At 53.5% G+C, this 22,609-nt stretch carries 28 protein-coding genes; 14 read left to right on the forward strand and 14 right to left on the reverse strand.

From position 1 onward, the window contains the following. Window positions 1–119: 119 nt before the first annotated feature. Together ACPXV9_RS09625 and ACPXV9_RS09630 are read right to left on the reverse strand one after the other, a co-directional pair. Window positions 120–965, reverse strand: a complete 846-nt coding sequence (locus ACPXV9_RS09625; RefSeq protein ID WP_423896267.1) for a divergent polysaccharide deacetylase family protein — start codon at window positions 963–965, stop codon at window positions 120–122. A 61-nt stretch (window positions 966–1,026) separates the two neighbouring features. Next, window positions 1,027–2,373 (reverse strand): S41 family peptidase, encoded by a 1,347-nt coding sequence (locus ACPXV9_RS09630; RefSeq protein ID WP_423896269.1) that lies wholly within the window; start codon window positions 2,371–2,373, stop codon window positions 1,027–1,029. Window positions 2,374–2,581: 208 nt separating this feature from the next. On the opposite strand from ACPXV9_RS09630, the gene ACPXV9_RS09635 reads away from it, so the two are divergent. Then, complete coding sequence (locus ACPXV9_RS09635; protein WP_423896270.1) at window positions 2,582–3,160, forward strand: TetR/AcrR family transcriptional regulator; 579 nt, start codon at window positions 2,582–2,584, stop codon at window positions 3,158–3,160. A gap of 80 nt (window positions 3,161–3,240) precedes the next feature. After that, window positions 3,241–3,519 carry a polyhydroxyalkanoic acid system family protein gene (locus ACPXV9_RS09640; RefSeq protein WP_423896272.1) on the forward strand — a complete coding sequence of 93 codons (279 nt, stop codon included), beginning with the start codon at window positions 3,241–3,243 and terminating at the stop codon, window positions 3,517–3,519. Between the two features lie 58 nt (window positions 3,520–3,577). Here the strand turns inward: ACPXV9_RS09640 and ACPXV9_RS09645 are convergent, their stop codons facing one another. The 6 genes from ACPXV9_RS09645 to gpmI form a co-directional block, all read right to left on the reverse strand. Then, window positions 3,578–3,928 (reverse strand): phasin-related domain-containing protein, encoded by a 351-nt coding sequence (locus ACPXV9_RS09645; RefSeq protein ID WP_423896274.1) that lies wholly within the window; start codon window positions 3,926–3,928, stop codon window positions 3,578–3,580. Between the two features lie 86 nt (window positions 3,929–4,014). Further along, entirely contained in the window at window positions 4,015–4,386 is a 372-nt protein-coding gene (locus ACPXV9_RS09650; RefSeq protein WP_423896276.1) for a phasin-related domain-containing protein, read from the reverse strand. 110 nt (window positions 4,387–4,496) lie between these two features. Beyond that, entirely contained in the window at window positions 4,497–4,871 is a 375-nt protein-coding gene (locus tag ACPXV9_RS09655; protein WP_423896277.1) for a phasin family protein, read from the reverse strand. 117 nt (window positions 4,872–4,988) lie between these two features. After that, window positions 4,989–6,404 carry a wax ester/triacylglycerol synthase family O-acyltransferase gene (locus ACPXV9_RS09660; protein ID WP_423896279.1) on the reverse strand — a complete coding sequence of 472 codons (1,416 nt, stop codon included), beginning with the start codon at window positions 6,402–6,404 and terminating at the stop codon, window positions 4,989–4,991. Window positions 6,405–6,495: 91 nt separating this feature from the next. Next, entirely contained in the window at window positions 6,496–7,641 is a 1,146-nt protein-coding gene (locus ACPXV9_RS09665) for a murein hydrolase activator EnvC family protein (protein WP_423896281.1), read from the reverse strand. A gap of 42 nt (window positions 7,642–7,683) precedes the next feature. Next, window positions 7,684–9,234 (reverse strand): 2,3-bisphosphoglycerate-independent phosphoglycerate mutase, encoded by a 1,551-nt coding sequence (gene gpmI / locus ACPXV9_RS09670; RefSeq protein ID WP_423896283.1) that lies wholly within the window; start codon window positions 9,232–9,234, stop codon window positions 7,684–7,686. Between the two features lie 142 nt (window positions 9,235–9,376). On the opposite strand from gpmI, the gene ACPXV9_RS09675 reads away from it, so the two are divergent. The 4 genes from ACPXV9_RS09675 to ACPXV9_RS09690 all read left to right on the forward strand — a co-directional run bounded on the left by ACPXV9_RS09675 (window position 9,377) and on the right by ACPXV9_RS09690 (window position 11,052). Continuing rightward, window positions 9,377–9,790, forward strand: a complete 414-nt coding sequence (locus ACPXV9_RS09675) for a rhodanese-like domain-containing protein (protein WP_423896285.1) — start codon at window positions 9,377–9,379, stop codon at window positions 9,788–9,790. Window positions 9,791–9,805: 15 nt separating this feature from the next. Beyond that, complete coding sequence (grxC, locus tag ACPXV9_RS09680) at window positions 9,806–10,060, forward strand: glutaredoxin 3 (RefSeq protein WP_423896287.1); 255 nt, start codon at window positions 9,806–9,808, stop codon at window positions 10,058–10,060. Window positions 10,061–10,151: 91 nt separating this feature from the next. Further along, window positions 10,152–10,631 (forward strand): protein-export chaperone SecB, encoded by a 480-nt coding sequence (gene secB, locus ACPXV9_RS09685; protein WP_423896289.1) that lies wholly within the window; start codon window positions 10,152–10,154, stop codon window positions 10,629–10,631. 55 nt (window positions 10,632–10,686) lie between these two features. Further along, the gene (locus ACPXV9_RS09690; protein ID WP_423896291.1) at window positions 10,687–11,052 is read left to right on the forward strand and encodes an MGMT family protein; all 366 of its coding nucleotides are present in this window, start codon (window positions 10,687–10,689) and stop codon (window positions 11,050–11,052) included. A gap of 56 nt (window positions 11,053–11,108) precedes the next feature. Here ACPXV9_RS09690 and ACPXV9_RS09695 read toward each other — a convergent pair whose 3' ends face one another. The 3 genes from ACPXV9_RS09695 to ACPXV9_RS09705 form a co-directional block, all read right to left on the reverse strand. Then, the gene (locus ACPXV9_RS09695; protein ID WP_423896293.1) at window positions 11,109–12,218 is read right to left on the reverse strand and encodes an NADH:flavin oxidoreductase; all 1,110 of its coding nucleotides are present in this window, start codon (window positions 12,216–12,218) and stop codon (window positions 11,109–11,111) included. A 117-nt stretch (window positions 12,219–12,335) separates the two neighbouring features. After that, complete coding sequence (locus tag ACPXV9_RS09700; protein ID WP_423896295.1) at window positions 12,336–12,914, reverse strand: TetR/AcrR family transcriptional regulator; 579 nt, start codon at window positions 12,912–12,914, stop codon at window positions 12,336–12,338. Between the two features lie 40 nt (window positions 12,915–12,954). After that, window positions 12,955–13,551, reverse strand: a complete 597-nt coding sequence (locus ACPXV9_RS09705; protein ID WP_423896296.1) for an FMN-dependent NADH-azoreductase — start codon at window positions 13,549–13,551, stop codon at window positions 12,955–12,957. An 89-nt stretch (window positions 13,552–13,640) separates the two neighbouring features. Here ACPXV9_RS09705 and ACPXV9_RS09710 point away from each other — a divergent pair, with 89 nt between their 5' ends. From ACPXV9_RS09710 to ACPXV9_RS09745, 8 genes are all read left to right on the forward strand, one after another. Beyond that, entirely contained in the window at window positions 13,641–14,600 is a 960-nt protein-coding gene (locus ACPXV9_RS09710; protein WP_423896298.1) for a LysR family transcriptional regulator, read from the forward strand. Window positions 14,601–14,621: 21 nt separating this feature from the next. After that, on the forward strand, window positions 14,622–15,035 hold the full coding sequence (locus ACPXV9_RS09715; protein WP_423896300.1) for a group II truncated hemoglobin: 414 nt from the start codon (window positions 14,622–14,624) through the stop codon (window positions 15,033–15,035). After that, a complete protein-coding gene (locus ACPXV9_RS09720; protein ID WP_423896302.1) occupies window positions 15,032–15,949 on the forward strand; it encodes an ROK family protein in 918 nt (305 codons plus the stop codon). Before ACPXV9_RS09715 ends, ACPXV9_RS09720 begins: the two co-directional genes overlap by 4 nt. Beyond that, the gene (locus ACPXV9_RS09725) at window positions 15,946–16,587 is read left to right on the forward strand and encodes an NAD(P)H-binding protein (protein ID WP_423896304.1); all 642 of its coding nucleotides are present in this window, start codon (window positions 15,946–15,948) and stop codon (window positions 16,585–16,587) included. The genes ACPXV9_RS09720 and ACPXV9_RS09725 overlap by 4 nt, the downstream gene beginning before the upstream one ends. Window positions 16,588–16,666: 79 nt before the next feature. Next, window positions 16,667–17,071 carry a hypothetical protein gene (locus tag ACPXV9_RS09730; RefSeq protein ID WP_423896306.1) on the forward strand — a complete coding sequence of 135 codons (405 nt, stop codon included), beginning with the start codon at window positions 16,667–16,669 and terminating at the stop codon, window positions 17,069–17,071. Window positions 17,072–17,086: 15 nt separating this feature from the next. Further along, entirely contained in the window at window positions 17,087–18,001 is a 915-nt protein-coding gene (lpxL, locus tag ACPXV9_RS09735; protein ID WP_423896308.1) for an LpxL/LpxP family Kdo(2)-lipid IV(A) lauroyl/palmitoleoyl acyltransferase, read from the forward strand. Between the two features lie 24 nt (window positions 18,002–18,025). Next, entirely contained in the window at window positions 18,026–18,955 is a 930-nt protein-coding gene (locus tag ACPXV9_RS09740; protein WP_423896310.1) for a patatin-like phospholipase family protein, read from the forward strand. A 118-nt stretch (window positions 18,956–19,073) separates the two neighbouring features. Further along, on the forward strand, window positions 19,074–19,532 hold the full coding sequence (locus ACPXV9_RS09745) for a MaoC family dehydratase (protein WP_423896312.1): 459 nt from the start codon (window positions 19,074–19,076) through the stop codon (window positions 19,530–19,532). A 25-nt stretch (window positions 19,533–19,557) separates the two neighbouring features. Here the strand turns inward: ACPXV9_RS09745 and ACPXV9_RS09750 are convergent, their stop codons facing one another. The 3 genes from ACPXV9_RS09750 to glnL form a co-directional block, all read right to left on the reverse strand. Then, complete coding sequence (locus ACPXV9_RS09750; protein WP_423896315.1) at window positions 19,558–19,974, reverse strand: acyl-CoA thioesterase; 417 nt, start codon at window positions 19,972–19,974, stop codon at window positions 19,558–19,560. A gap of 81 nt (window positions 19,975–20,055) precedes the next feature. Continuing rightward, complete coding sequence (glnG, locus tag ACPXV9_RS09755) at window positions 20,056–21,486, reverse strand: nitrogen regulation protein NR(I) (protein ID WP_423896317.1); 1,431 nt, start codon at window positions 21,484–21,486, stop codon at window positions 20,056–20,058. Between the two features lie 2 nt (window positions 21,487–21,488). Continuing rightward, a complete protein-coding gene (gene glnL / locus ACPXV9_RS09760; protein ID WP_423896320.1) occupies window positions 21,489–22,550 on the reverse strand; it encodes a nitrogen regulation protein NR(II) in 1,062 nt (353 codons plus the stop codon). Window positions 22,551–22,609 lie beyond the last annotated feature (59 nt).

A 22,609-nucleotide genomic window follows, 5' to 3' on the forward strand; every position in this document is an offset into this window, starting at 1 on the left:
CCGATTAAGCCGAATATTTTTAGGTTATGAAGTTGTTTTCGGCGCTTTATTCAACTTCTTAAGTCAGTTTAGACCCTGTTTTTGAAAATTGTTAGCCCCATATGGGGGGCTGGCAAAGCTCAGTAGACGATTTGCTCCGGGGTCAGGCTGTCTTCGGGTATTGGCAAGCGGTTGCCGGGCTCATCGTCCAGATGGCTGAGGCTGGTATTCATCTGGGGTAGTAGCTCGGAGACGCTGACCAGTTGAACCCCCAGCTGGTCGAACCGGTTGGCCTGACTGTTGAGAAAATCCATGGTGACCTTGGTGGGATGGCCAATGGCGATGGCTGAGCCTTTTTTATGGGCAAGGTGAATCAGGCGCTGAAACTGATGGGCAACGGCTTCGGGGGTGCGCTCGTGGTCAAGGAAAATATCCCGGGTGCGACTGGGGATCATATGATTTTCCGCAGTCTGTTGGGCCACACTGGAGGCACTGGTGCGGCTGTCGATAAAAAACAGGCCGTGCTGGCTGACTTCTCCCATAAGCCAGTTCATCGATTGCTGGTTTTGGGTCAGGGCGCTGCCCATGTGGTTGTTGATCCCGGAGATATAGGGAATGGCGTGGATGCTGTCACGCAGGGTTTGGATAAAGGTGGTGTGGTCCATGTCGGAGGTTAATGCGCCCTTGTCCAATGGCTGTGGTGCCAAGGTGCTCATGGGCGCGTGCAGCATGATTTCTTTGCCCCGCTCGTAACCGGTTTTAGCAAGCTTCTGGCTATTGGGCCCAAAGGGCAGCACGGCCAGAGTCAGTGGCCCCGGGTATTGTACGGCCTGCATCCCGTAAGTAAGACTGTAGCCGAGATCATCAATGATAATGGCTATTTTGGCGATCTTTTTCTGGCCTGATCCATCCTGACCCCAGCCATGGCCGGAGACCAGGGTGAGAAGTAGCAGAGGGATAAAAAACCGCGGGTGAAATCGCTGCATGGTTACCGGCGTCTTGTTGTTTTAATGCCGGCCATTATAACGCCACAGGAGTGCTTTAGCTTCAGGATTGTGGCGTCTCTATGTCATCAACCGACTGTTGGCGGCCAAACAGGTTGAGGCCCTTAAGCAAATTCAGGGCTTCAAACAGCTGGTTGTCCCGGCTGAACAGGTCACTGCGCTCTTTGCTGGCCTGTTTGCGGGCTTCGCTGCCGTTTTCTTGTTTGCCATTGCCGTTACCAAGATGGCCTTTAAGGTCGGCCTCGCTCATGCGATTACTTTTACCCAGAGATGTCACCTTGGCACGGACCACTTCGATGTCCGGGGCAATACCCTGAGCCTGAATGGAGCGACCATTGGGGGTAAAGTAGAGGGCGGTTGTGAGCTTGATGGCACGCTCTTCACTTAATGGAATGACGGTTTGTACCGAGCCTTTGCCAAAGCTGCGGGTGCCCATAATGATAGCGCGGCGATGATCCTGCAGTGCTCCGGCAACGATTTCCGAGGCTGATGCAGAACCGTCATTAATCAAAACCACAATCGGCAGGCCGTTGGTTTCGTCACCGGCCTTGGCGTCGTAGCTGGTGTCGGTGTTCTCAATGCGGCCTTCGGTATAGACGATCATGCCCTCGTCGAGAAAGGCGTCGGCAACTTCCACCGAGGCCTGCAGTACGCCACCGGGATTGTTGCGCAGATCCAGAATCAGGCCTTTGAGTTCGGTTTCGTTTTGCAGCTTCTCGATCGCGGCGCTGGTGTCGCTGCCGGTGTTGACCTGAAACTGAGCGATGCGGATATAGCCAAACCCTTCTTCGAGGACTTTGGAGCGCACACTTTGGACTTTGATGATGTCGCGAATAATTTCCAATTCAAACGGGGCGTTTTGGCCTTCGCGAACAATGGTCAGAATGATTTTACTGCCCTTGACGCCTCGCATCAGCTCCACCGCCTCTTGCAGGGACAGGCCTTTAACCGGGGTTTCATCCAGCTTGATAATCAGGTCACCCGCTTCGACACCGGCTTCGGCCGCCGGGGTGTCGTCGATCGGAGAGACCACTTTGACAAAGCCATCTTCCATGCCCACTTCGATGCCCAGTCCACCAAATTCCCCGGTGGTGTTGATTTGCAGGTCGTCGAAAGACGTTTCATTCAGGTAGGCAGAGTGGGGGTCCAGTTCTGACAACATGCCCTTGATTGCGTATTCCAGCAGGCTTTTATCGCTGATTTCCTCAACGTAACCTTTGCGAATGTGTTCGTAGACTTTGGTAAAGGTTCGCAGTTCGTCCAGAGGCAATGCGCCAGAATTGGTCGAACTGGCGGCATCGGCATCGCTGGCCTGAGCCCAAATGGAGACACTGCTCAGTGTCAGGGCCAACAAGCTGTTGCGAAGGAAGGGGTATGGGCGACGCGCCATGCGATGCTCCTGAAATATTTATCCGTTATAAATGTATCCGCCCTTCAGATGTGGGGGCTATAATCTATCGACTTTAAAAGAATCAATTAATTCACTGGAGTGTCCATTATAATCAGGTATCTGGCAATACGCTTGGCATCTGTTTGTTGGTACGATCAAATAGTGAATCTGGTTGCTGGTTCTGGCTTTTGGGGGGAAGCATTGCTGCATGGCAAAGATTAAAACGCGCGATCTGATTCTGGATGTGGCTCTGATTTTGTTCAACGAGCGGGGCGAGCCATTGATCACCAGTGTTGATCTGGCCAATGAGATGAATATCAGTCCCGGCAACCTCTACTATCACTTCAAGGGTAAAGAAGAGGTGATTGAGGAGTTGTACGCGCGTTTCCATGCCGGTCTGTCGATCCTGATGGATGATATTCAGGAGGTCGGCGAGCTCGATGAAGATGGCATGCTGATGTACCTGGGTTTGGTTGCTGACTTTTTTCTTGAGTATAAATTTATCAGTCAGAATACCGCAGCACTTTGCGCTCGCTATGAAAACCTGCGCCGTCCGTTGTCCAAAGCACTGAACAAACTGCATGATCAGTTGCAGGAATTTGTCGAAAATATGCTGCAGACACCCTCTGATGAGCGGCCTTCCGCGGTGTCCATTATGCTGGCTAATAATCTCTTGAATACGCTGCTTAATTTGCAGGGGAGTTTAAGTCTGTTGAGTGAAAATTCTCAGGCGGCCGATATGCGAGAGCATCTGTATATTCAATTGTTGCCTTTCCTGCCCGAATAGTTTTTCCATTGAATGCCGGGCTTGGTCGGATACTTCCGTGTATAATATTGCGCCCGCTAAGCAGTAGTTTTGAGTCCGGTATGAAAAAAATTTACGTCGAGAGAGATCATCAGTTATCTGAGGCTGAATGTCAGGAGCTGGTGCGCGAGTTGGCGGATAAATTGGTCGAGCGTTTTGGCGGCCATTCGAATCATTTGCCAACCGAGACTCATTACCACCACAACAGTGGTGCCAAAGGACGTCTTGACTACGATGATAGCCAGTTAAGAGTGGAAGTTAATTTGCCTTTTTTGATGCGGCCACTGGCACATCTGATCGAGGATGAGATTCATCGGCAGTGCGATAAGCATTTTGACTGATGGCGCAAAGCCAGCATGACAAATAAAAACGCCGACGGTCATGTCGGCGTTTTTGGTTTTAGACCTTGGCAGCTGCTTCGCTGAGCTTGTCCAGCTTTTCATTCACTTCGTCAAGTTTGGTGCTGAAGCTGCTCTTGTATGTCAATCGTTGCTTCAGGTCGGCAATGCGCTCTTCCAGCTTTTGGCGATTGCTGTTGATGGAACGTTTGGCATCGGATTCGACACTTTCGCCTTTGCTGATCAGGTCGTCAAAAATGCGCTGACCTTCGTCAGTCAATTTTTCATAGCGACTTTGAATCTCTTCCTTGGAGCGGCTGTAAATGCCCAGATTGGCCAGCCAGATTTTTTTGATAAGAGATTCAATCTTTTCCAGTGCGCTTTGTGGTTTTACTTGTTTTTTAGCAGGCATGACATCGTCCTGAATCAATAAATGAATAGGGGTTTGCTGAAAAAAAGGACCCGGACAAGCCGGGCCAAAACAACAACAAACTAAAATTAGTCTTCGGAATCAGTTTTCTTCGACAGCCGTTTACTGAGGCGGTCGATCTTGGCGTTTACATCCGCCAGGCGCTTGTCGATACTGGTGGTCAGGGACAGGCGCTCTCGCAGTTCTTCGATTCTGGCTTCAAGACGGCTATTGCCTTCTTTGACTTTGTCTTTCACCAGATCGGTGGTGTCGCTTTGCAGCTCTTCGCCTTTGCTGACCAGTTCATCGAACAGCTTCTGGCTTTCTTCACTGAGCTTTTCATAACGATTCTGGACGCCATCCAGTGAGCGGCCATAGGCGCCAAGTCCGGCCAGCCAGATTTTCTTGGCCAGACTTTCTTTAATCTCAACGGCTTTTACTTTCTGTTTCTTGGTAGCCATATGGACCTCGATGTTGCGTTTCCGGCCCGGCACCTTTGAATTTGATGCTAGGGCAAAAAGTTAGAAAATCCCCCCTAATTAGAAATGCTTTTCTAATTAGGGCCGGGGCGTTATTTCCCCCTTGTTTTTCCCTTCTTGGCTGGCTCTTTGTTGGCCAGTGATTGGGAGAGCTTATCGATCTTCTTGCTCATTTCTTCCAGGCGGGTGCTGATGCTGGAGGTGATCGACAATTTACTTTTCAGTTCGTCGGCTCGTGCTTCAAGGCGACTGTTGCCTTCTTTGACCTTGTCTTTGACCGCGTCAGTGGCCTGATTCTGCAGGGCTTCGCCTTTGGCTACCAGCTCATCAAACAGCTTCTGGCTCTCTTCGCTCAGTTTGTCATAGCTGTTCTGGAAGCCGTCGAGGGAGTGGCCGTAGGCTCCCAGACCCGCTAGCCAGATTTTCTTGGCTAGGCTTTCCATTTTCTCTGGGGAATCTTTGCTCATGATTGGGCGCCTCTCGAATTGCCGCTGATTGTTTAAAGGGTACAAAACCGGACAGTAAGACGTTCATCTTACTGTCCGTATTTAGAAATGGCCCCCTAATTGGGGGGATGCTCGAGGTTACCGGGTCAGGGCCAGATATTCCTGAGTAGATGCCGCGATACAGGCAAGATAGTCATCCATGTCGGGCATGATGGCTCTGTCACAGGTAACTCCCAGAGCCAGATTTGTACCAATACCGGTGATGCCATGGGTAATGGCGACGCCGTCAGCGTTGGGGATCAGGGGGTAAATTTTATCGACGCGGGCACCGACAAAATAGCGGGGCTCCATGCCGGCCGGCCCGGGTACGTTGGTGATCACGGTGTTGATTAATGGCATGCGGCTGAGCAGGTGCAGTTTGCCCTGTGCCCAGCCCACCAGTGAGCGCATGGCCGGAGGCACCATCTCGCCCCAGGCGATGACCAGTTCGCTAATGACTTCCTGAGCCAGAGGGATGGCTTTGCTGGTGCGGCTTTGGACCTTTTCCAGGCGCGCTATTGGGTCTTCTATATCCGTGCCAATACCGATCAGCATGCCGCTGACCATATTACCCATGGCGCGTTTCTTTTGATTGGGTCTGACCGACACCGGGCACAGGGCCACCAGAGATTGATCGTCCGGCAGCTCATTGTGCATATCCAGATAGCGCCTGAGGCCGCCACCGACAATGGCGACAATGGCGTCGTTGACGGATGCGTTGGGTGTCAGCCGGCTGATCGATTTGAGTTGCAGGTAATCCCAATCAATCGATCCGTATACTCTCTGTGGCGAAATATTTTGATTGAACAGGGTTTGCGGCACCTGGGTTTGATCGGGGTGGGCGTCTTGGCGCAGTCTGCTGTAGAGCTCGCGGCCTTTTCGGGCGGCCCGGATGCCGGCTTTGGTACTGCGAAACGCCTGCGATGCCAGTCGGGGGATGGTCCGCGCCCAGGCCTCGGTAGGGGACAGGGCGGGTTCGGCGAACTGTTCCAGATCCCGTTCGCCGAAATGGTGTTCCGGGGTGGTTTCCAGCATCATCGACATCAGTTCCACCGCCGATTTGCCATCTACGTAGGCGTGATGCAATCGCAGCAATACGGCAAAGCCATTTTCAGGGAAGTTATCCGGGTCATTGAGTCCCTCAATGATGTAGAGCTCCCAGGGGGCGCGTTCCATATCCATGGAGCGGGACATGATGCGGGCGGTAAAAATTCGCAGTTGGCGCAAATCACCGGGTTTGGGCAGTCCGACATGGCGGACGTGGTATTCGAGGTTAAAGTTGGCGTCGTCGATCCAGTAGGGGTCGTCAAGATTCATGGGGACGGCCTGCAGGCGGCGGCGAAACAGGGAGCTGTGGCTGATGCGATCTTCCACGTATTCCAGAATCTGCTTGTGTCGCACCAGACCGTTGGGGGCGGTGCTTTGGTCACAGATCCATAAGGCGCCGATGATCATGGGTTGTTTCGGGGTTTCCAGCTGGAAAAAGCTGGCGTCGGTCGGAGAAAGCTGATGCATGGCGATTCTTCCCTGTTATTTATCCCAAAAGACTAAAAAAACCCAGCGATTCTGCCAAGTGTTAATAACGCTTATGTTGATCTGTTTGGGGTTAGCGCTTACACCAGAGGTTGGGGTTAACCGGTTTGCCCTGTAGGCGGATTTCAAAATACAGGCCGCTGCTGCCTTTGCCGCCGGAGTTTCCCACCTTGGCAATTTCTTCGCCACTGCTGACCCAGTCGCCAATATCTTTCAGTAGAGTCTGGTTGTTGGCGTACAGGCTCATATAGTCATCGCCGTGATCGATGATGATCAACAGGCCATGGCCGCGCAGGTAATCGGAAAAAACCACTCGGCCGTGATGGATCGCGCTTACCGAGCTGCCCTCTGAGGCTTTGATTTCCAAACCTTCCCATTTGAGCTTGCCCGACAGGCGGTGGCTACCATAGCGATTGGCAATCTTGCCGCGGGCCGGCAGCTTCATTTTGCCTTTGCGCTTGGCGAAGGGTTCGCCGTCACTGCTGAGATTGAGGTTGGCGATCGCGGCGGTGACTTCTTCTAACAGCTGTTGCAGTTGGCGTTTGTCTCTGTCCAGTTTTTTCAGTTGCTGGTCTTTACTGGCAATACTTTGCTTGAGCTTGGTCAGGGTGCCGAGTCGTTCCTGTTGTTGATTGCGCAGCTGCTGGTGTTGTCCTTCGAGGCTGCGCTTGCTTTGCTCAAGCTGTCGGGTCTTGGCCTGAATTTTGGGTTCGAGAGTGTCCAGCTCTGAAATGACGGCCAGATAGGCGTCAATTTTTTCAGAGCGGGCTTCGAGGAAGTACTCGTAATACTTGAGGGTGCGTGCCACCTGATCGGGGTGCTGCTGGTTGAGCAGCAGTTTCAGTTGGCTTTGCTGTCCCAAACGGTGGGCGGCATTGATGTGTTCGGCAATACGTTGCTGCTGTTGTTGCTGTTGCTGTTGCAGCTCAGAGCGCTGGTGCTTGAGCTGCGTCAGTTGCTTTTTTTGGCTGGCAAGCTCCCCCTTGAGCCGCTCTATTTTCTTATGGAGTTCGCCGATATTGACCTCGGTGCCCTGCAGATTGTTTTCAAGGTTGTCGCGGGAGCTTTTAACTTTCTCCAACTCGGTCTTCAGTTCTTTAATGGTGGCCTGCAGTTCATTCAGCTTGGCCTGATATTCAGCCTCGCTGAGATCGCCCTGTGCCTGAGCTGCCAATGGCAGCATCAGGATGGTCAGCAGGGTAATAAGGTGTCGGCGCATGAGTGGGGTCCTTTTCAATGTGGCCTTGGTTGTGGCTTGGGGCTATGCCTTGAGTTCTACCAGGCTGCGGCCGGTCATATCCGCTGGTTGGGCGACGCCAAGCAGATCCAGCATGGTGGGTGCCACATCCGCCAGACTGCCATCGTCCTTCAGGTTGAGCTGCCGCGGGCCGGCGTAGACAAAGGGTACCGGCAGGGTGGTGTGCTGGGTATGAACCTGGTTGTTGGCCTCGTCAAACATTTCCTCCACGTTGCCGTGGTCGGCTGTGATCAGGGCTTCGCCGCCTACCTTGTCAAGAGCACCCAGAACCCGGGTCAGGCACTCGTCTACTGCTTCGACTGCTTTTACGGATGCATCGAATACACCGGTATGACCAACCTGATCACAGTTGGCGTAGTTGCAGATGATGCTGTCGTATTTGCCCGATTCAATGGCTTCCACCAGTTTATCGGTGACTTCATAGGCACTCATCTCGGGTTTCTGGTCGTAGGTTTCGACATCGGGTGACGGAATCAGAATGCGTTCTTCCCCGCCGTAGGTGTCTTCCTGGCCGCCGCTGAAAAAGAAGGTGACGTGGGCGTATTTCTCGGTCTCGGCGATACGCAGTTGCTGCATGCCCTGTTGTGCCATAACGTCGCCAAAGGAGTTGCGCAGCTCCTCAGGTGGGAATGCACATGGGGTGTCGATATCGGCGGCGTACTCGGTGGTCATGACAAAATCGGCCAATGCCGGTGCTTTGTTGCGCTGAAAACCATCAAAGCCGGGATCCACAAAGGCGCGGGTGATCTGGCGGGCGCGATCCGGGCGGAAATTCATAAACAGAATGGTATCGCCGTCATTGATGGTGGCAGGGGCTTCGCCCTCGGCTGCAATCACCGTGGGTTCTACAAACTCATCGTTCTCGTCTCGCTCATAGGCGCTGTGCAGGGCGTTGACCGCATCGCCAGCGCGATACTCGGCCTTGCCTTCGGTCATCAGGTCGTAGGCTTTTTGTACCCGGTCCCAGCGGTTGTCACGGTCCATGCCGAAAAAGCGTCCGCTGATGCTGGCAATGCGGCCAACACCCAGTTTTTGCAGCAGGTCGGCTGTTTGCTGTAGTGACGGTTCGGCGCTGCGAGGTGGCATGTCGCGGCCATCGAGAAAGGCGTGTACGTAGACCTGTTTGGCGCCTCGCTGAGCGGCCAGTTCCACCGCGGCATTGATGTGGGCGTCGTGACTGTGGACGCCGCCCGGTGACAGCAACCCCATAATGTGAACCGCTTTACCGGTGTTGACTGCTTGGTCGATGGCGTTGCAATAAACCGGGTTCTCGAAGAAGTCACCGTCGCTGATGGCTTTGTTGATGCGGGTGTAGTTCTGATACACCACCCGGCCGGCACCAAGCGTCATATGACCGACTTCGGAGTTGCCCATCTGGCCTTCCGGTAAGCCAACGGCCATGCCCGAGGTATGGATCAGGGTTTTGGCATTGTTCTGCCACAGGTTATCCCAAGTAGGAGAACTGGCGGTTTTAATGGCGTTGTATTGGCTGTCATCGGAGTGGCCAAAGCCATCGAGAATCAGCAGGACCAGAGGTTTTCGTGCGGCAGTCATAAAATTATTGATCGTCTAGCAAACAAAGAGGGGCGATTTTAGCGGCTTTGGCTCCCTAATGATACAGATGGTGTATACTGCCTCGCTTTGTGCGCCGGCGCTTGAGCGGCGAATCTAGTGACGATAAACAGGATCGAATTTCGTGGAACAGTTTTTTGTATTTGTGGGTGAGCAATGGCTGCTGGTCAGTGTTTTGTGTGCTTTGGTATTTGGCTACTTCTGGACCGAGGGCAGCAAGGCCGGTAAAACCCTGTCGGTGCATGAGGCTACCCGGCTGATCAATGGTGGCGAGGCGTTGATTGTGGATGTTCGTGAGGCTAAGGAGTTCAAGCAGGGGCATCTGGTGGACGCCATTAATATTCCTCACAATCGTATCAATGAACGCCTGTCTGAGCTGGAATCCAGCAAGAGCAAGACCATTTTGCTGGTGGATAAGATGGCCCAGCATACCGGGCACGTAGGCCGCACCCTGAGCAGTAAAGGCTTTGATGTGGTTCGCTTGCGCGGTGGCATCAGTGAGTGGCAGGCCCAGAATCTGCCGCTGGTGAGCAAGTAAACGAGGCGGTTTCCAATGTCTGAAGTTACTATTTACACCAGTCGCATATGCCCCTATTGCATGCGTGCGCTGCAGCTGCTGAAGCAGAAGGGCGCCACCATTCATGAAATATCCGTGGACGGTGACCGCGATGCCCGCAATCGGATGATGGCCAAAAGCCGGCGCCATACCGTGCCGCAGATCTGGATTGGTGAGCAGCATGTCGGTGGTTGTGATGACCTGATGATGCTCGACCGTCAGGGCGAACTGGATGGCCTGTTGGCCGGATAGAATTATTTTGCGCAGGGCAGTTGAAATGCCATGCGCAGACCCCATGTGAATCAACACACTTATAAAAACACTTTGAACTAGGATTTTAATCATGGCTGAAGAACAAACCGCCAACGCTCCGGAACAACAATTTGCCCTGCAGCGTCTCTACGTAAAAGACATCTCTTTTGAGGCCCCTATGGGTGCCGAAGCTTTCCGCAAGCAGTGGAAGCCGCAGGTTAATCAGGACCTGAACACCAAGACGGCCAAGATTGAGGACGATTTGTTCGAAGTGGTTTTGACCATCACTGTGACCGTTAAACTGGAAGATGAGACCGCTTTCCTGGTGGAAGTACAGCAAGCCGGTCTGTTCGGTATCAAAGGGTTAGAGGGCCAGCAGTTGGCTCAGGTGCTCAATACTGTGTGCCCGAACATCCTGTTCCCCTATGCTCGCGAAGCCATTGATAACGCGGTGACCAAGGGCAGTTTCCCGGCTCTGATGTTGCCACCGGTTAACTTTGATGCACTGTTTGCGCAGGCGGTTGCTCAGGCCAAGCAAAAGGCTGAAGCGGAAGGCGCCACGGTAAACTGAGTTTACGGTTGACCGTTTTATTGAGAGGCCTCGCCAGTACTGGCGGGGCTTTTTTTTGTCCGATTACTACCCCGGGGGCGGTGCTTTGCAGGCGTTTACAGAACGAGTCGTGCGGTTGATTCGCGCCATACCGGCGGGGCGTGTGGCCAGTTATGGTGATATTGCGGCGGCGGCTGAAAGCCCGCGTGCAGCCAGACAGGTGGTGCGGATACTGCACGCCATGTCAGGTAAGCATCAGTTGCCCTGGTGGCGAGTGGTCAATAAGGCCGGAGCAATCAGTCTAGCTGAGGGAGACGGTGCTGAGTTGCAGCGCCAGCGATTGCTGGATGAGGGTGTGGAGGTGGATGAATCTGGCCGCATTCAATCCTTGTCGCGATACCGGATGGATGTGCTGCAATTGGTGGCTCTGGCCCGGCAATAGGGACAAGGCGAGCCACCCCGATGCGCTGATCGGGGTGGAGCGTGCTGGTTGGTTTATCAGTCCAGCTTTTGCAGCAGTTCTTTTTCGTAAGGTTTGAGCTGCTTGAGTTCACCTTGTTGGACGCGCTTGGCCCAGTCGGGGTTGGCGATCAGAGCGCGACCTACCGCTACCAGATCAAATCCATCGGCTTCCATGCGCGCGATCAGGTTGTCCAGACTGGCGGGTTCGGCGTTCTTAAAGTCGACAAAACCGTCTTCCGGCAGGAAGTCAGCGTTGAGGCTGACGCTGCCGACGGTGATTGCTGGTTTGCCAGTGAGCTTGCGGGTCCAGCCGGCCAGATTCAGGTCGCTGCCTTCAAACTCCGGCTCCCAGAAGCGGCGGGTCGAACAATGGAAAATATCCACGCCGGCGTCAGCCAGAGGTTGCAGGAACGCACCCAGCTGCTCCGGGGTTTCTACCAGACGCGCCGTGTAGTCCTGTTGTTTCCACTGGGAAAAGCGGAAGATGATGGGGAAGTCCGGGCCCACCGCTGCGCGAACGGCTTCTATGATTTCGATGGCAAAGCGGGAACGGCCTGCCAGATCGCCACCGTATTCGTCATCGCGCTGGTTGGTACCCTCCCAGAAGAACTGGTCGATCAGATAGCCATGGGCGCCGTGCAGCTCAATGGCATCAAAGCCGATGTCTTTGGAGTCTTTCGCTGCCTTGGCATAGGCGGCAACCATGTCATCGATGTCCTGCTTGGTCATGGCGTGACCGGTCACCTTGCCCGGCATGGCCATGCCGGATGGGCTGTATCCCGGGGTGTCGCCGCCAGGCTCTACGCCGGGTTTGCGGATGCCGCCCACGTGCCAGATCTGTGGCGCAATCTTACCTCCGGCAGCGTGTACTGCGTCCACCACTTTTTTCCAGCCAGCCAGTGCTTCTTCGCCGTAGAGGGCCGGCACATTGGGGTAGCCGCTGGCCGATGGGTGATCGATAAAGGTGCCTTCAGTGACGATCAGGCCGACATCGCCCTCGGCGCGGCGCTTGTAATAGTTCACTACCAGATCGTTGGGTACATTGCCCGGCGAGTAAGTGCGGGTCATGGGGGCCATGACGATGCGGTTTTTCAGTTCCAGATTGCCCAGTTTGAAAGGCTTGAACAGGATATCGGTTGACGACATGGGGTTACCTCATTGTCCTTGTTGTTGATTGCCAAACCTACTAGTAGGTAGGTTGTGGTGGTGAAAAAAAGCCCGGTCAGTTGTGCTCCTGCCGGGGCGTTTCAATTTGCAGCTGGATTATCCCAGCAGCAAGCAGTTCAGTTGTCGGGTGGCTTCGTGATAGAGATCGAGGCCATGGCTGCGGGCATACTGAAAAGCACCTTTGAAGGTCAGCAGACAAACCAGCGCCTGACCGTGTACCGATCCGGTAAATTTCAATTCGCCGCTGTCTCTTCCCTGTTGCAACAGTTCGGCCACAAACTTGATCTCTTCCTGGTCCAGTGTGCGAATGGCAGCGCGCATGGAATCCGGCAGGGTTGCGAGATTGCCTTGCAGGCTGCTTAGCGGGCAGACCTTGTCCATGCCACAGGCTTTGCGCAGGGAGACGTTGATGTAGTAGTCGAGCTTTTCCAGAGTGCTGGCGTCCAGCGCCCGAACCTTGTCGTATTCCCGCTCATGCCACTGGTGAATGGCATCGCACAGGGCCAGTCCCAAATCTTCCTTTTTAGGGAAGTGGTGATGAATGCTGGCCTTGGTAATGCCCAGTTCACGGGACAGATCCTGATAGCTGAAACTGTCAAAGCCCCGGGTCTGGAGCAATTCCAGTCCCAGGGTGACAATTTGTTGCTTGCGGTTTTTCATTCGTACTTGTTGCATGAGCTAAAACTAACCTACTGGTAGGTTAGTTGTCAACGAGTCAGGCCGCGAGCTTGCTGATTTCGATTTTGGCCTCAGCAATGGACTGATCTCTCAGATCGCCCATGGCAAGCCCTTCAGCGTAGATGAATTTGACCTGATCGAGCCCGATAAACCCCAGTACTTGCTGCAGGTAAGGCGTTTGCAGGTCACTGTCGGTGCCCGCGTATTGGCCACCGCGGGTGGCGATAACGTACACCTGTTTACCGGTCAGGGTGCCCTTGGGCCCCTCGCTGGTGTAATTGAAGGTCTCTCCCGCGCGAGCCACGTGATCGATCCAGGCTTTAAGAGCAGAAGGGATGCCGAAATTGTAGAGCGGCAGGCCGATGATGATGGTGTCGCTGTCGCGTAGCTCCTGAATCAGGGTGTCACTTAATTGCGCGGCTTGCTTTTGCGCTGGCGAACGCTGTTCTCTGGGCAGGCTGAAACCAGCGTGTTGCTCGGCACTGAGGTGCGGAATATCGAGCTCGCCCAGATCCCGTTTAATTAGATCGCCAGAATGCTGGTTCATTAATCGCCGGGCCAGTTGATCCGCCAATTGGCTTGAAGTTGCTGAGTCCTGATGCAGGCTGGTATTGATTTGCAGAATCTTGTTCATGATACATCTCCGGGTGGTTAGAGCTGGCTGAGTGATGAATTGTGGATCAGTTTATATCTATAATTTCGTTTAAAGGCGGGCATAAATAGATGCTTTTTATCGAAAATTTAGATGTTTTGAGTGAGGGTATGGTGAAACAGAGCATGCAGGTAAGCCTTGAACAGTGGCAGATGTTGAGTGCGGTGGCCGAATTCGGTGGTTTCCAGAGAGCCGCAGAGCATCTGGGTAAAAGTCAGTCGACCATCAGCTATGGCGTCCAGCAGCTGCAGGAAAAGCTGGGTGTCAGCCTGTTGCGCCCCAGAGGGAGGCAGGCCGAACTGACAGAAGCGGGAGAGTCCGTGTTGCGCCGGGCCCGCCATTTGCTCGATGAGGCCAGACTGCTGGAACAGTCGGCCCGGGATTTGACCGCCGGTTGGGAGGCTGAACTGAGTGTCTGTGTGGACGCGATTTTTCCCGATGCCCTATTGGCCAATATTCTCGAAGACTTTGCCCCCGAATCCAGAGGGGCTCATCTGGAAATTGTTTCTTCAACCCTGTCGGGGACACAGGATGCTATTATCCAGCGGCAGGCCGATCTGGCTATTTGTGGGGCTCTACCCATGGGCTTTTTGGGTGAACCGGTGCTGCCGATAGAGTTTGTTACGGTGGCGGCACCAGACCACCCTCTGATTGAACGGTCGAAGGCAGTGACTGAAGCCGACTTGCGTGCCCACCGGCAGATAGTGGTGAGGGATTCAGGCCAGTACCGGCGTATGGATGCGGGTTGGCTTGGGTCTCATGAGCGTTGGACCGTGAGCCATTTTTATCAGTCGCTGCAGTTGATCAAACAGGGGCTGGGCCATGCGCGCTTTCCGCGTCATCAAATAGAAGCGGAGTTGCTGTCCGGTGAATTGAGCGTGATAGAGCTTGAAGCCCCGGTTGTGTCAGCCTTTGATTGCCATCTGGTTTTGCCCAAAAAAGACAATGCCGGCCCGGCAACCTCCCTGCTGGCTGAAAAGATTCGTTATCATTGTCGCCAGTGGCAATGGCTACGTGATAAAACCCGTTGACAGTAATTGAGTACTACATAGATGAACAATCCTCATGGTTATGGTGTGGCGGACAACTCCTATAAAGCGGCCGGTGAGCTGGACGGCATCACCCGGCTGGTGAATGATTTCTATGATTTTATGGAGTCGTTGCCGGAGGCTCGCACCATTCGCGATATGCATGGTGACCGGTTGCTGGAGTCGAGAAAAAAGCTGGCCTTTTTCCTCAGCGGTTGGCTGGGAGGCCCCAAGTTGTTCAGTCAAAATTACTACCCGATCCGAATACCGATGGCGCACAGTCATTTGGCCATTGGCGAGGCTGAGCGCGATGCCTGGATGCTGTGCATGAAAAAAGCGGTGGCAATGCAATCCTACGAAGCCACTTTCAAAGAGTATCTGATCGACCAGTTGTGGGTTCCGGCTGAGCGTATTCGTCAGGCTTGCAGTAAATCATGACCGGGATGTTTGTCGGCGTGGATTTGGGCGGCACCAAGACTGAGGTGATTGTGCTCAATGGCGATTCTGAAGAGTTGCTGCGTCGACGCATTGCCACAGCGGCAAGTTATCAGGACATACTGGCGGGAGTGGCCCGTCTGGTGAATGAGGCCGAGCAAAGTTTCGGCGTAACGGGTTTGCCCGTGGGGATCGGTATTCCGGGGTCTGTAAGTCGAGTCACTGGACGAGTAAAGAATGCCAACACCCAGTGCCTTAATGGTCAGCCGCTGCCTGAAGATTTGCGCCAATTGTTGGGGCGACCGATACCGGTGGTCAATGATGCCAACTGTCTGGCTGTGTCTGAGGCGATTGATGGTGCAGGCAAAGGTCACGGGGTAGTTTTTGCTGCCATTCTCGGCACCGGTTGTGGCGCCGGGATCGCGCTCGATGGCCGGGCAATGACCGGACCCAATGGGCTGGCCGGTGAATGGGGGCATGTGCCTATGCCCGGCGTGACCGATGCGCAACGTCAGCAGCGTCCCTGCTTTTGTGGCCAGAGCGGCTGCGTAGAAACGTTTTTAAGTGGTACCGGCCTGCAGCAGACTTACTGGCAATTGTGCGGGCGCCGTGAAACCGCAGCGCACATTGCCCGGCTGGCTCAACAGGGGGATTTGGCGGCTCAGGATTGTCTGGCGATCTATCGAGATCAATTGCTTGATGGTTTGACTATGATCGTCAATATCATCGATCCGGACATCATCGTGCTGGGCGGTGGCGTTGCCAATATCCACAGCCTTTATTCGTATCTGAATCAGTCTTTGTCGGCGCGGGTTTTTGGGGGCGAGTGTCACACCCGTGTCGTCAAGGCCTGTCATGGTGATTCCAGTGGTGTGCGTGGAGCGGCCTGGTTAAATTTCAAGGATAAAAATATATGACAAAAACGGCGGTAGTGATTGGTGCCACGGGAGTGGTTGGCCGGGAAGTAGTGAATTATCTGGTGCACAGTGATGCCTATGACAGAGTGGTTACCCTCACGCGCAGGCCTATCATCAGTGACAGTCACAAAGAAGAAAATCATGTGGTGGATTTTGATTGTCTCGAAGATGTTAAAGACCTGATTCAGGGCGATTGTTTTTTTTCCTGTCTGGGAACCACAAAAAAACAGGCCGGCTCTATCGCGGCTCAGCGACAAGTGGATTACGACTACCAACTGCGTGCCGCCGAATTGGCGGCAGCAAACAAGATGCCGCATTATTTGCTCGTTTCATCCAGCGGCGCTAATGCCAAAAGTTTCAACGCTTACTTAAAAATGAAAGGCGAACTTGAGCAGGCTGTTGAGCAATTGCCTTTTCAGTCCGTGCGTATTTTTCAGCCGTCTTTATTGCTTGGTGAGAGGGAAGACGAACGCATGGGAGAAAAAATTGGAGCGGCGATTATGCCAGCACTTTGTGCGCTTCCCGGCTTGAGAAAATACAAGCCCATCACCGGCAAGCAAGTGGCCAAAAGGATGGTGTCGGAAAGCGTCAATGAAACTTCAGGAGTGTCGCATTATGTGCTCGATGAAATTTTTTAATGGGGTGCTTGCATTCGTCCGTTCTGGTTTTTTGATTTCCGGTTTGTTCATATCGTTTTCAGTTGCTGCTGCAAAAGATATGACCGATGCCGAATTTTTGCAGTGCAACGATTTGCTGGAGCAGGTGTTGAGTGAAAATGACAGTCATGAACGACAGTTTGCTCGGCCGGCAGCGGAGCTGGAAGCTTCATTGGAGCATGTGGCCGGAACATTAAAAGCGCTCGAGCGTGAAATGAATCTGACCTCTGGCAGTGATGCACAAGTCTTGCGTCAGACACAATTACAGCTGGAGCAATTTCAATCGCGGTTGAGTAACAAGCTGAAGGATCACAATCAGGCGCTGGAAAAAAACAACCAGCAAGTGATCGATGTCCAAGTGAATTTTCGCAAAGCCTGCCTGTCGGGAGTAAAGGTAACCAAGTCTGTTTACTCACATTTTTGTCCCAATAAAGACAGTTTGCCTTTGTGTGGCATTTTTAAATAAGGAGCCAATGGTTCGATGGAACGACCGCAATTTAAAATCGCGTTACTGCACCCCCGCTATTGGTTGACCTGGTTGTTTTTTTTGATGTGGTTTTTGCTGGTGCAATTACCTTATCCGCTGCTATGTGCTATTGCTTGGCTGCTGAGTAAGTTGTTTTTGGTGACGGCGCTTCGGCGGCGCCGAATCGCAGAGCGCAATATTGAATTGTGCTTTCCGGAAATGTCGGCAGTCGATCGAAAAAAACTGATTCATGATAATTTTTATTCCATGGCCATGGCGTTACCTGAAACCGGAATGGCCTGGTTTTGGCCTCAATGGCGTTTGCGTCGGCTGTTTAAAATTCAGGGGCTGGAACATCTCAATAATGATGATGAGCGTGGGGTGATTTTAATGGCCATGCATTTTTCGACGCTGGATATTGGTGGAGCGTTTCTCAATATGTGTGCGGATGTGGATGCTATGTATCGCCCCCATAAAAATCCCGTCTACGACTATGTGCAGCGCCGTGGGCGCGAGCGGCACAGTAGCGATACCCAGGTGGTCACCCGGGAGGATGTGCGGGGCATGGTGAGGCGCCTAAAGCAGGGACGAGCGGTCTGGTATGCGCCGGATCAGGATTACGGCCCTAAACAAAGTGTGTTTGTCCCGTTTTTTGGTGTTCAGGCGGCAACGGTGACCGCAACCGGTAAATTTGCCCGCCTCGGCAATGCCCGCATAGTGCCTTTTGTGCAGCATCGATTGCCTCGTTGCCGTGGTTATGAAGTTACGGTGTATCCCGAGTTGGATAATTTCCCAACGGGTGAGGAAGAGGCCGACGCTGTGCGCATCAATCGGTTTATTGAGCAGCGGATTCTGGAGCAGCCTGAACAATATATGTGGGTGCATCGGCGTTTTAAAACGCGACCACCTGGTGAGCCAAAGCTCTATTGATTCATTATGGGGCGAGTGGAATAGATGAGTAGTTTGATGATGAAAAACAAGCGTCCGGTGGTGGGTATTGCTCTGGGTAGTGGTGCGTCCAGAGGTTGGGCTCACATCGGGATTATCAATGCTCTGGAAAAAATGGGCATTGTGCCGCAGGTGGTGACCGGCACTTCCATTGGGTCTCTGGTAGGGGCCGCCTACGCAGCAGGTAATATGGGCAAACTTGAAAGCTGGGTGTGCGCGCTAACCAAGAGAGAAATTTCCCGCTTCTTTGAATTTGGCACGTCGCTATCGGGATTTGTACATCGGGAGCGTTTCAATGATTTTCTTAACAGCAATATCGCAACCGATGCCCAGCTGATTGAAGAATTGCCGATCACCTATGGCTCGGTGGCAACGGATTTGAAAAGTGGCCGCGAAGAGTGGCTCTCCAGTGGCTCGGTACTGAAATCCATTTGGGCCTCCGCGGCTCTGCCCGGACTGTTCCCCGCAGTCAGTCACGAGGACCGCTGGTTAGTGGATGGCGGTTTGGTTAATCCGGTGCCCGTGTCCCTATGCCGGGCCTTGGGGGCAGACTTTGTCATCGCGGTGAATCTCAATGATGGGCTGGTGGGCAAGCATTTTGATAAACCCAAGCAGGCCTCGCCTGAAGAGGTGGCTGGCGGCAATAAATTTGCCAACTTTATCCGTGAATATACCGGCTCACTGTTTAATGGTGAGAGTGACAGCAAGCAACCGCCTAATGTGTTTGATGCCATTGCCGGTACCATCAATATTACTCAGGATCGGATTACCCGCAGTCGATTGGCGGGAGATCCGCCCGATCTGCTTCTTTCCCCCAAGTTGGCGCACATCGATTTGTTGGAGTTTCATCGTGCCGGTGAAGCCATTCTTGAAGGCGAGAATTGTGTTAAGCGCTTGGAGGAAGAAATCTATTACGTGTTGGGCAACAGCTTTTGATTCGGAGAGGCTTTTAAGCCATCTTGCTGCCTCGAATGAACGTTTTGGATGGTGCTGCTATCGGCGTCGATTGTTATGCTCAGTAAACAGTGAATCACCACAATAATGAGAGCGGCATATGTTTCAGAATAAAAAATATTTTTTCGATGATCTGGAAATTGGTCAGGTGTTTGAGTTGGGTTCAAGAAGCCTGACCAAAGATCAAATTCTCGAGTTTGCCAGAGAGTATGATCCGCAAAAATTTCATTTGGACGAAGAGGTGGGCAAGGCCCTTCTGGGAGGGCTTGCGGCCAGTGGTTGGCAGACCGCGGCGGTCTGTCAGCGCATGCTGGTGGATCATTTTCTGGATGAAGTGGCCTGTATGGCGAGTCCGGGGGTTGAGGATTTGAAATTTGTCCGCCCGGTTTTTGCGGATGATCCTTTGACGGGTATGGCCACCATCGCCGAGAAGCGCCTCTCGAAAAGCAATCCTTCCAAGGGATTGGTTAAGCTGCAGGGGGAGGTGACCAACTCCGCCGGTGAGGTGGTGTTCAGTATGATCGGTCTGATTCTGGTGGCGGTGCGGCCACAGTCCTGAGGTGCGCCGCCAGCCTGATATAACATCAGCTTTCCAACTGCTGCCTCAGGCACTGGGGTAGCGCTGTTTTGCAATTGTTGTTGTAGTCGTAGTAAACAATTTTCCCTTCCCCTTCGGCGGCAACCGCGTTGTACTTTTCGCTGACCACGGTATAGATGTGGGTAAAGCGGTCCTCGCCAAGGTTTTCTACTTTAACGCCAATGTAAACCGTGTCCGGGTATTCCAGAGGGATCTTAAAGCGGCAGCGGGTTTCGCCCAGAATGGGCCCGCTGTTGTGTTCTGCCATGTATTTCAGCATGCCGATCTTTTCAAAGTGAGCAATGCGGGCGTGCTCGAAGTAGCGAAAATATTCGGTGTTGTTGACGTGCTCGAAGGCATCCATCTCGCCCCAGGTTACGGTGTGGGTATAAATCAGGGCGGAGTCTTTGAGTAGGGGGTGCATACGGGGCTCTCTGTTTAAAGATGAGCCCGTACTTTAGCGTCTGCGTGATTGGCGGTAAATCCGAAGTTACCGCCGTGGTGATTATTCTTCTGCGGCTTCGCTGGCACTGTCCTCGGTCATGCCCAGCTCTTTGAGTTTGCGTGTCAGGGTGTTGCGACCCCAGCCGAGCAGGTTGGCGGCGTCGCGTTTGCGGCCGGCGGTGTGCTTGAGGGCGGTTTCAATCAGGGCGCGTTCAAACGTGGGCACCGCATCCGACAGGATGTGATCCTGCCCCTGAGACAGAGCCTGATCGGCCCAAAGGCGCAAGGCTTTCTCCCAGTCGTTACTGGTGGCGGTGTCAGGCTTGTTCTGGTTCAGTTCCGGTGGCAGATCCTCGACGTGAACTTCCCGGCCCGAGGCCATAACAGTAATCCAGCGGCAGGTGTTTTCAAGTTGGCGAACATTGCCGGGCCAGCTGATTTTGGTGAGAAACTCCTGAGTTTCCGGCAGCAGAATCTTGGGTTCGCCGCCCAGTTCTTTGGCCGCGCGATGGAAGAAGTGCTGCGCCAGGCGCGGAATATCTTCGCGGCGCTCGTTCAGGCTGGGAATGTGAATCCGAATGACGTTGAGGCGGTGAAACAAATCTTCCCTAAAGCGATTTTGCTCTACCAGTGATTCCAGATCCTGGTGAGTTGCGGCAATAATTCGAACATCCACTTTTACCGGGGTGTGGCCGCCAACGCGATAAAATTCGCCATCGGCCAGTACCCGCAGCAGTCGAGTTTGGGTCTCGGCGGGCATGTCGCCGATTTCGTCGAGAAACAGGGTGCCGCCGTTGGCTTGCTCAAAGCGACCCTGACGCTGGCTGCCGGCGCCGGTGAAGGCGCCTTTTTCATGGCCGAACAGTTCGGATTCAATCAAGTCGTGGGGAATGGCTGCCATATTCAGGGCGATAAAGGTGTTTTGTTTTCTGGGGCTGTGGCGATGCAGTGCCTGAGCAACCAATTCTTTACCGGTACCTGATTCGCCGTTAATCAACACAGTGATATTGGATTGCGACAATCGGCCAATGGCTCGAAATACCTCCTGCATGGCAGGGGCTTCACCAATGATTTCGGTTTCAAACTCCGGGGGTTGTTCCTCGGTGCCTTGCTGCTGTTCCTGGGCATGAGCCAGAGCGCGTTTGATGACGGCCATGGCCTCATCGATATCAAAGGGCTTCGGCAGATATTCAAAGGCGCCGCCCTGGTAGGCAGAAACCGCACTGTCGAGATCCGAGTGCGCGGTCATGATGATGACCGGGATATGGGGATGTTCCTCGGAGAGCTTGTCGAGTAACGTCAGGCCATCGGTGCCTGGCATGCGTACGTCGGTAATGATCACGTCAGGCTGACGGTTGTTGAGTGCTCTCAGTGCGCTGTCAGCGTTTTCAAACAGGGTGGTTTGAATGTTCTCCTGTTGCAGGGCTCGTTCCAGTACCCAGCGAATGGAGCGGTCATCGTCAATGACCCAGACTTGTTCAGGCGCTCTCATGGTTAAAGTTCCAGTGGTAAATAAATTGAAAAGTCGGTGTAGCCTTTCTGGCTTTCACATTCGATCAGGCCACCGTGCTGTTGAATCAGGTTTTGTGCAATGGCCAGCCCCAATCCGGTACCTTCGGCACGGCCGGTGATCATGGGGTAGAAGATTTCATCGATCATGTTTTCCGGAATACCCGGGCCGTTATCAATGATGCTGATACAGGCCACCAGTGGATGGTGCGTGTTGCCGATGGTGAACTGGCGTTGTATGCGTGTCTTCAGGCGAATTTCACCCGGTTCATCCAGATCGGCTTCCTTTAAGGCCTGTACGGCATTGCGGGCGATATTCAGAAGGGATTGGATCATTTGATCGCGATCGGCCTGAATTTCCGGGATGCTGGGATCATAATCGCGGACCAGCCGAATGCCTTCGAGATCATCGGTCTTGATCAGTATGGCGACCCGCTCGAGTACCTCGTGGACATTCAATGGCTCTGGTTTGGGCAATTGCCTTGGTCCCAGCATGCGGTCTACCAAGTTGCGCAGCCGATCGGCCTCTTCGATGATGATCTGGGTAAATTCATCCAGATCCGGGTTGGCCAGTTCGCGCGACAGGAGTTGAGCTGCGCCGCGAATGCCGCCCAGAGGGTTCTTGATTTCATGAGCCATGCTGCGAACCAGTGTTCGAGCTGTTTCCTGAGAGGAGATAAGCGCTTCTTCACGGCTGATGCGCAGCAGGCGATCCAGCGGTGAGATTTCCATGATGATACCGTCGCCATCGGGCAGCGGGGTCACGGTGTAGTCGACAATGTGCTTCTTGCCATTGTGAATCTGCCACTGGGTGCGGCGCTTGGTGAATTGTGAACCTTCGGCAACGGCCTGCAGCAGCGCCTGACGGGTGCCTTCGGTTTCCTGAAAATAACCGGTTAACAGGGTGCCCAGAGCCTGGTTATTGCTAATAGCCAGCAGCATTTCTGCGGAGTGATTGATGTGCAGCAGGCGCAGGGAGCTATCAACGACTACGACGGCAGTATTGAGGTGGTCGAAAACAGTTTGGTAGTTAAGATCGCTGCTCATGGCTCATCTTTGGGGCACGAAAAAGTGGATGCCTCAAAATTTAGCAATAATTGAACCAA

Origin of the sequence: Candidatus Pelagadaptatus aseana (genome assembly GCF_040362265.1) — a bacterium.
Classification (GTDB): domain Bacteria; phylum Pseudomonadota; class Gammaproteobacteria; order Pseudomonadales; family Cellvibrionaceae; genus Pelagadaptatus; species Pelagadaptatus aseana.

Excerpts from the sequence above, each read along its gene's own strand:
- ACPXV9_RS09625 (WP_423896267.1), bottom strand. The coding sequence starts at position 965 with ATGCAGCGATTTCACCCGCGGTTTTTTATCCCTCTGCTACTTCTCACC.
- ACPXV9_RS09630 (WP_423896269.1), bottom strand. The coding sequence starts at position 2,373 with ATGGCGCGTCGCCCATACCCCTTCCTTCGCAACAGCTTGTTGGCCCTG.
- ACPXV9_RS09635 (WP_423896270.1), top strand. The coding sequence starts at position 2,582 with ATGGCAAAGATTAAAACGCGCGATCTGATTCTGGATGTGGCTCTGATT.
- ACPXV9_RS09640 (WP_423896272.1), top strand. The coding sequence starts at position 3,241 with ATGAAAAAAATTTACGTCGAGAGAGATCATCAGTTATCTGAGGCTGAA.
- ACPXV9_RS09645 (WP_423896274.1), bottom strand. The coding sequence starts at position 3,928 with ATGCCTGCTAAAAAACAAGTAAAACCACAAAGCGCACTGGAAAAGATT.
- ACPXV9_RS09650 (WP_423896276.1), bottom strand. The coding sequence starts at position 4,386 with ATGGCTACCAAGAAACAGAAAGTAAAAGCCGTTGAGATTAAAGAAAGT.
- ACPXV9_RS09655 (WP_423896277.1), bottom strand. The coding sequence starts at position 4,871 with ATGAGCAAAGATTCCCCAGAGAAAATGGAAAGCCTAGCCAAGAAAATC.
- ACPXV9_RS09660 (WP_423896279.1), bottom strand. The coding sequence starts at position 6,404 with ATGCATCAGCTTTCTCCGACCGACGCCAGCTTTTTCCAGCTGGAAACC.
- ACPXV9_RS09665 (WP_423896281.1), bottom strand. The coding sequence starts at position 7,641 with ATGCGCCGACACCTTATTACCCTGCTGACCATCCTGATGCTGCCATTG.
- gpmI (WP_423896283.1), bottom strand. The coding sequence starts at position 9,234 with ATGACTGCCGCACGAAAACCTCTGGTCCTGCTGATTCTCGATGGCTTT.
- grxC (WP_423896287.1), top strand. The coding sequence starts at position 9,806 with ATGTCTGAAGTTACTATTTACACCAGTCGCATATGCCCCTATTGCATG.
- secB (WP_423896289.1), top strand. The coding sequence starts at position 10,152 with ATGGCTGAAGAACAAACCGCCAACGCTCCGGAACAACAATTTGCCCTG.
- ACPXV9_RS09695 (WP_423896293.1), bottom strand. The coding sequence starts at position 12,218 with ATGTCGTCAACCGATATCCTGTTCAAGCCTTTCAAACTGGGCAATCTG.
- ACPXV9_RS09700 (WP_423896295.1), bottom strand. The coding sequence starts at position 12,914 with ATGCAACAAGTACGAATGAAAAACCGCAAGCAACAAATTGTCACCCTG.
- ACPXV9_RS09705 (WP_423896296.1), bottom strand. The coding sequence starts at position 13,551 with ATGAACAAGATTCTGCAAATCAATACCAGCCTGCATCAGGACTCAGCA.
- ACPXV9_RS09710 (WP_423896298.1), top strand. The coding sequence starts at position 13,641 with ATGCTTTTTATCGAAAATTTAGATGTTTTGAGTGAGGGTATGGTGAAA.
- ACPXV9_RS09715 (WP_423896300.1), top strand. The coding sequence starts at position 14,622 with ATGAACAATCCTCATGGTTATGGTGTGGCGGACAACTCCTATAAAGCG.
- ACPXV9_RS09720 (WP_423896302.1), top strand. The coding sequence starts at position 15,032 with ATGACCGGGATGTTTGTCGGCGTGGATTTGGGCGGCACCAAGACTGAG.
- ACPXV9_RS09725 (WP_423896304.1), top strand. The coding sequence starts at position 15,946 with ATGACAAAAACGGCGGTAGTGATTGGTGCCACGGGAGTGGTTGGCCGG.
- ACPXV9_RS09730 (WP_423896306.1), top strand. The coding sequence starts at position 16,667 with ATGACCGATGCCGAATTTTTGCAGTGCAACGATTTGCTGGAGCAGGTG.
- lpxL (WP_423896308.1), top strand. The coding sequence starts at position 17,087 with ATGGAACGACCGCAATTTAAAATCGCGTTACTGCACCCCCGCTATTGG.
- ACPXV9_RS09740 (WP_423896310.1), top strand. The coding sequence starts at position 18,026 with ATGAGTAGTTTGATGATGAAAAACAAGCGTCCGGTGGTGGGTATTGCT.
- ACPXV9_RS09745 (WP_423896312.1), top strand. The coding sequence starts at position 19,074 with ATGTTTCAGAATAAAAAATATTTTTTCGATGATCTGGAAATTGGTCAG.
- ACPXV9_RS09750 (WP_423896315.1), bottom strand. The coding sequence starts at position 19,974 with ATGCACCCCCTACTCAAAGACTCCGCCCTGATTTATACCCACACCGTA.
- glnG (WP_423896317.1), bottom strand. The coding sequence starts at position 21,486 with ATGAGAGCGCCTGAACAAGTCTGGGTCATTGACGATGACCGCTCCATT.
- glnL (WP_423896320.1), bottom strand. The coding sequence starts at position 22,550 with ATGAGCAGCGATCTTAACTACCAAACTGTTTTCGACCACCTCAATACT.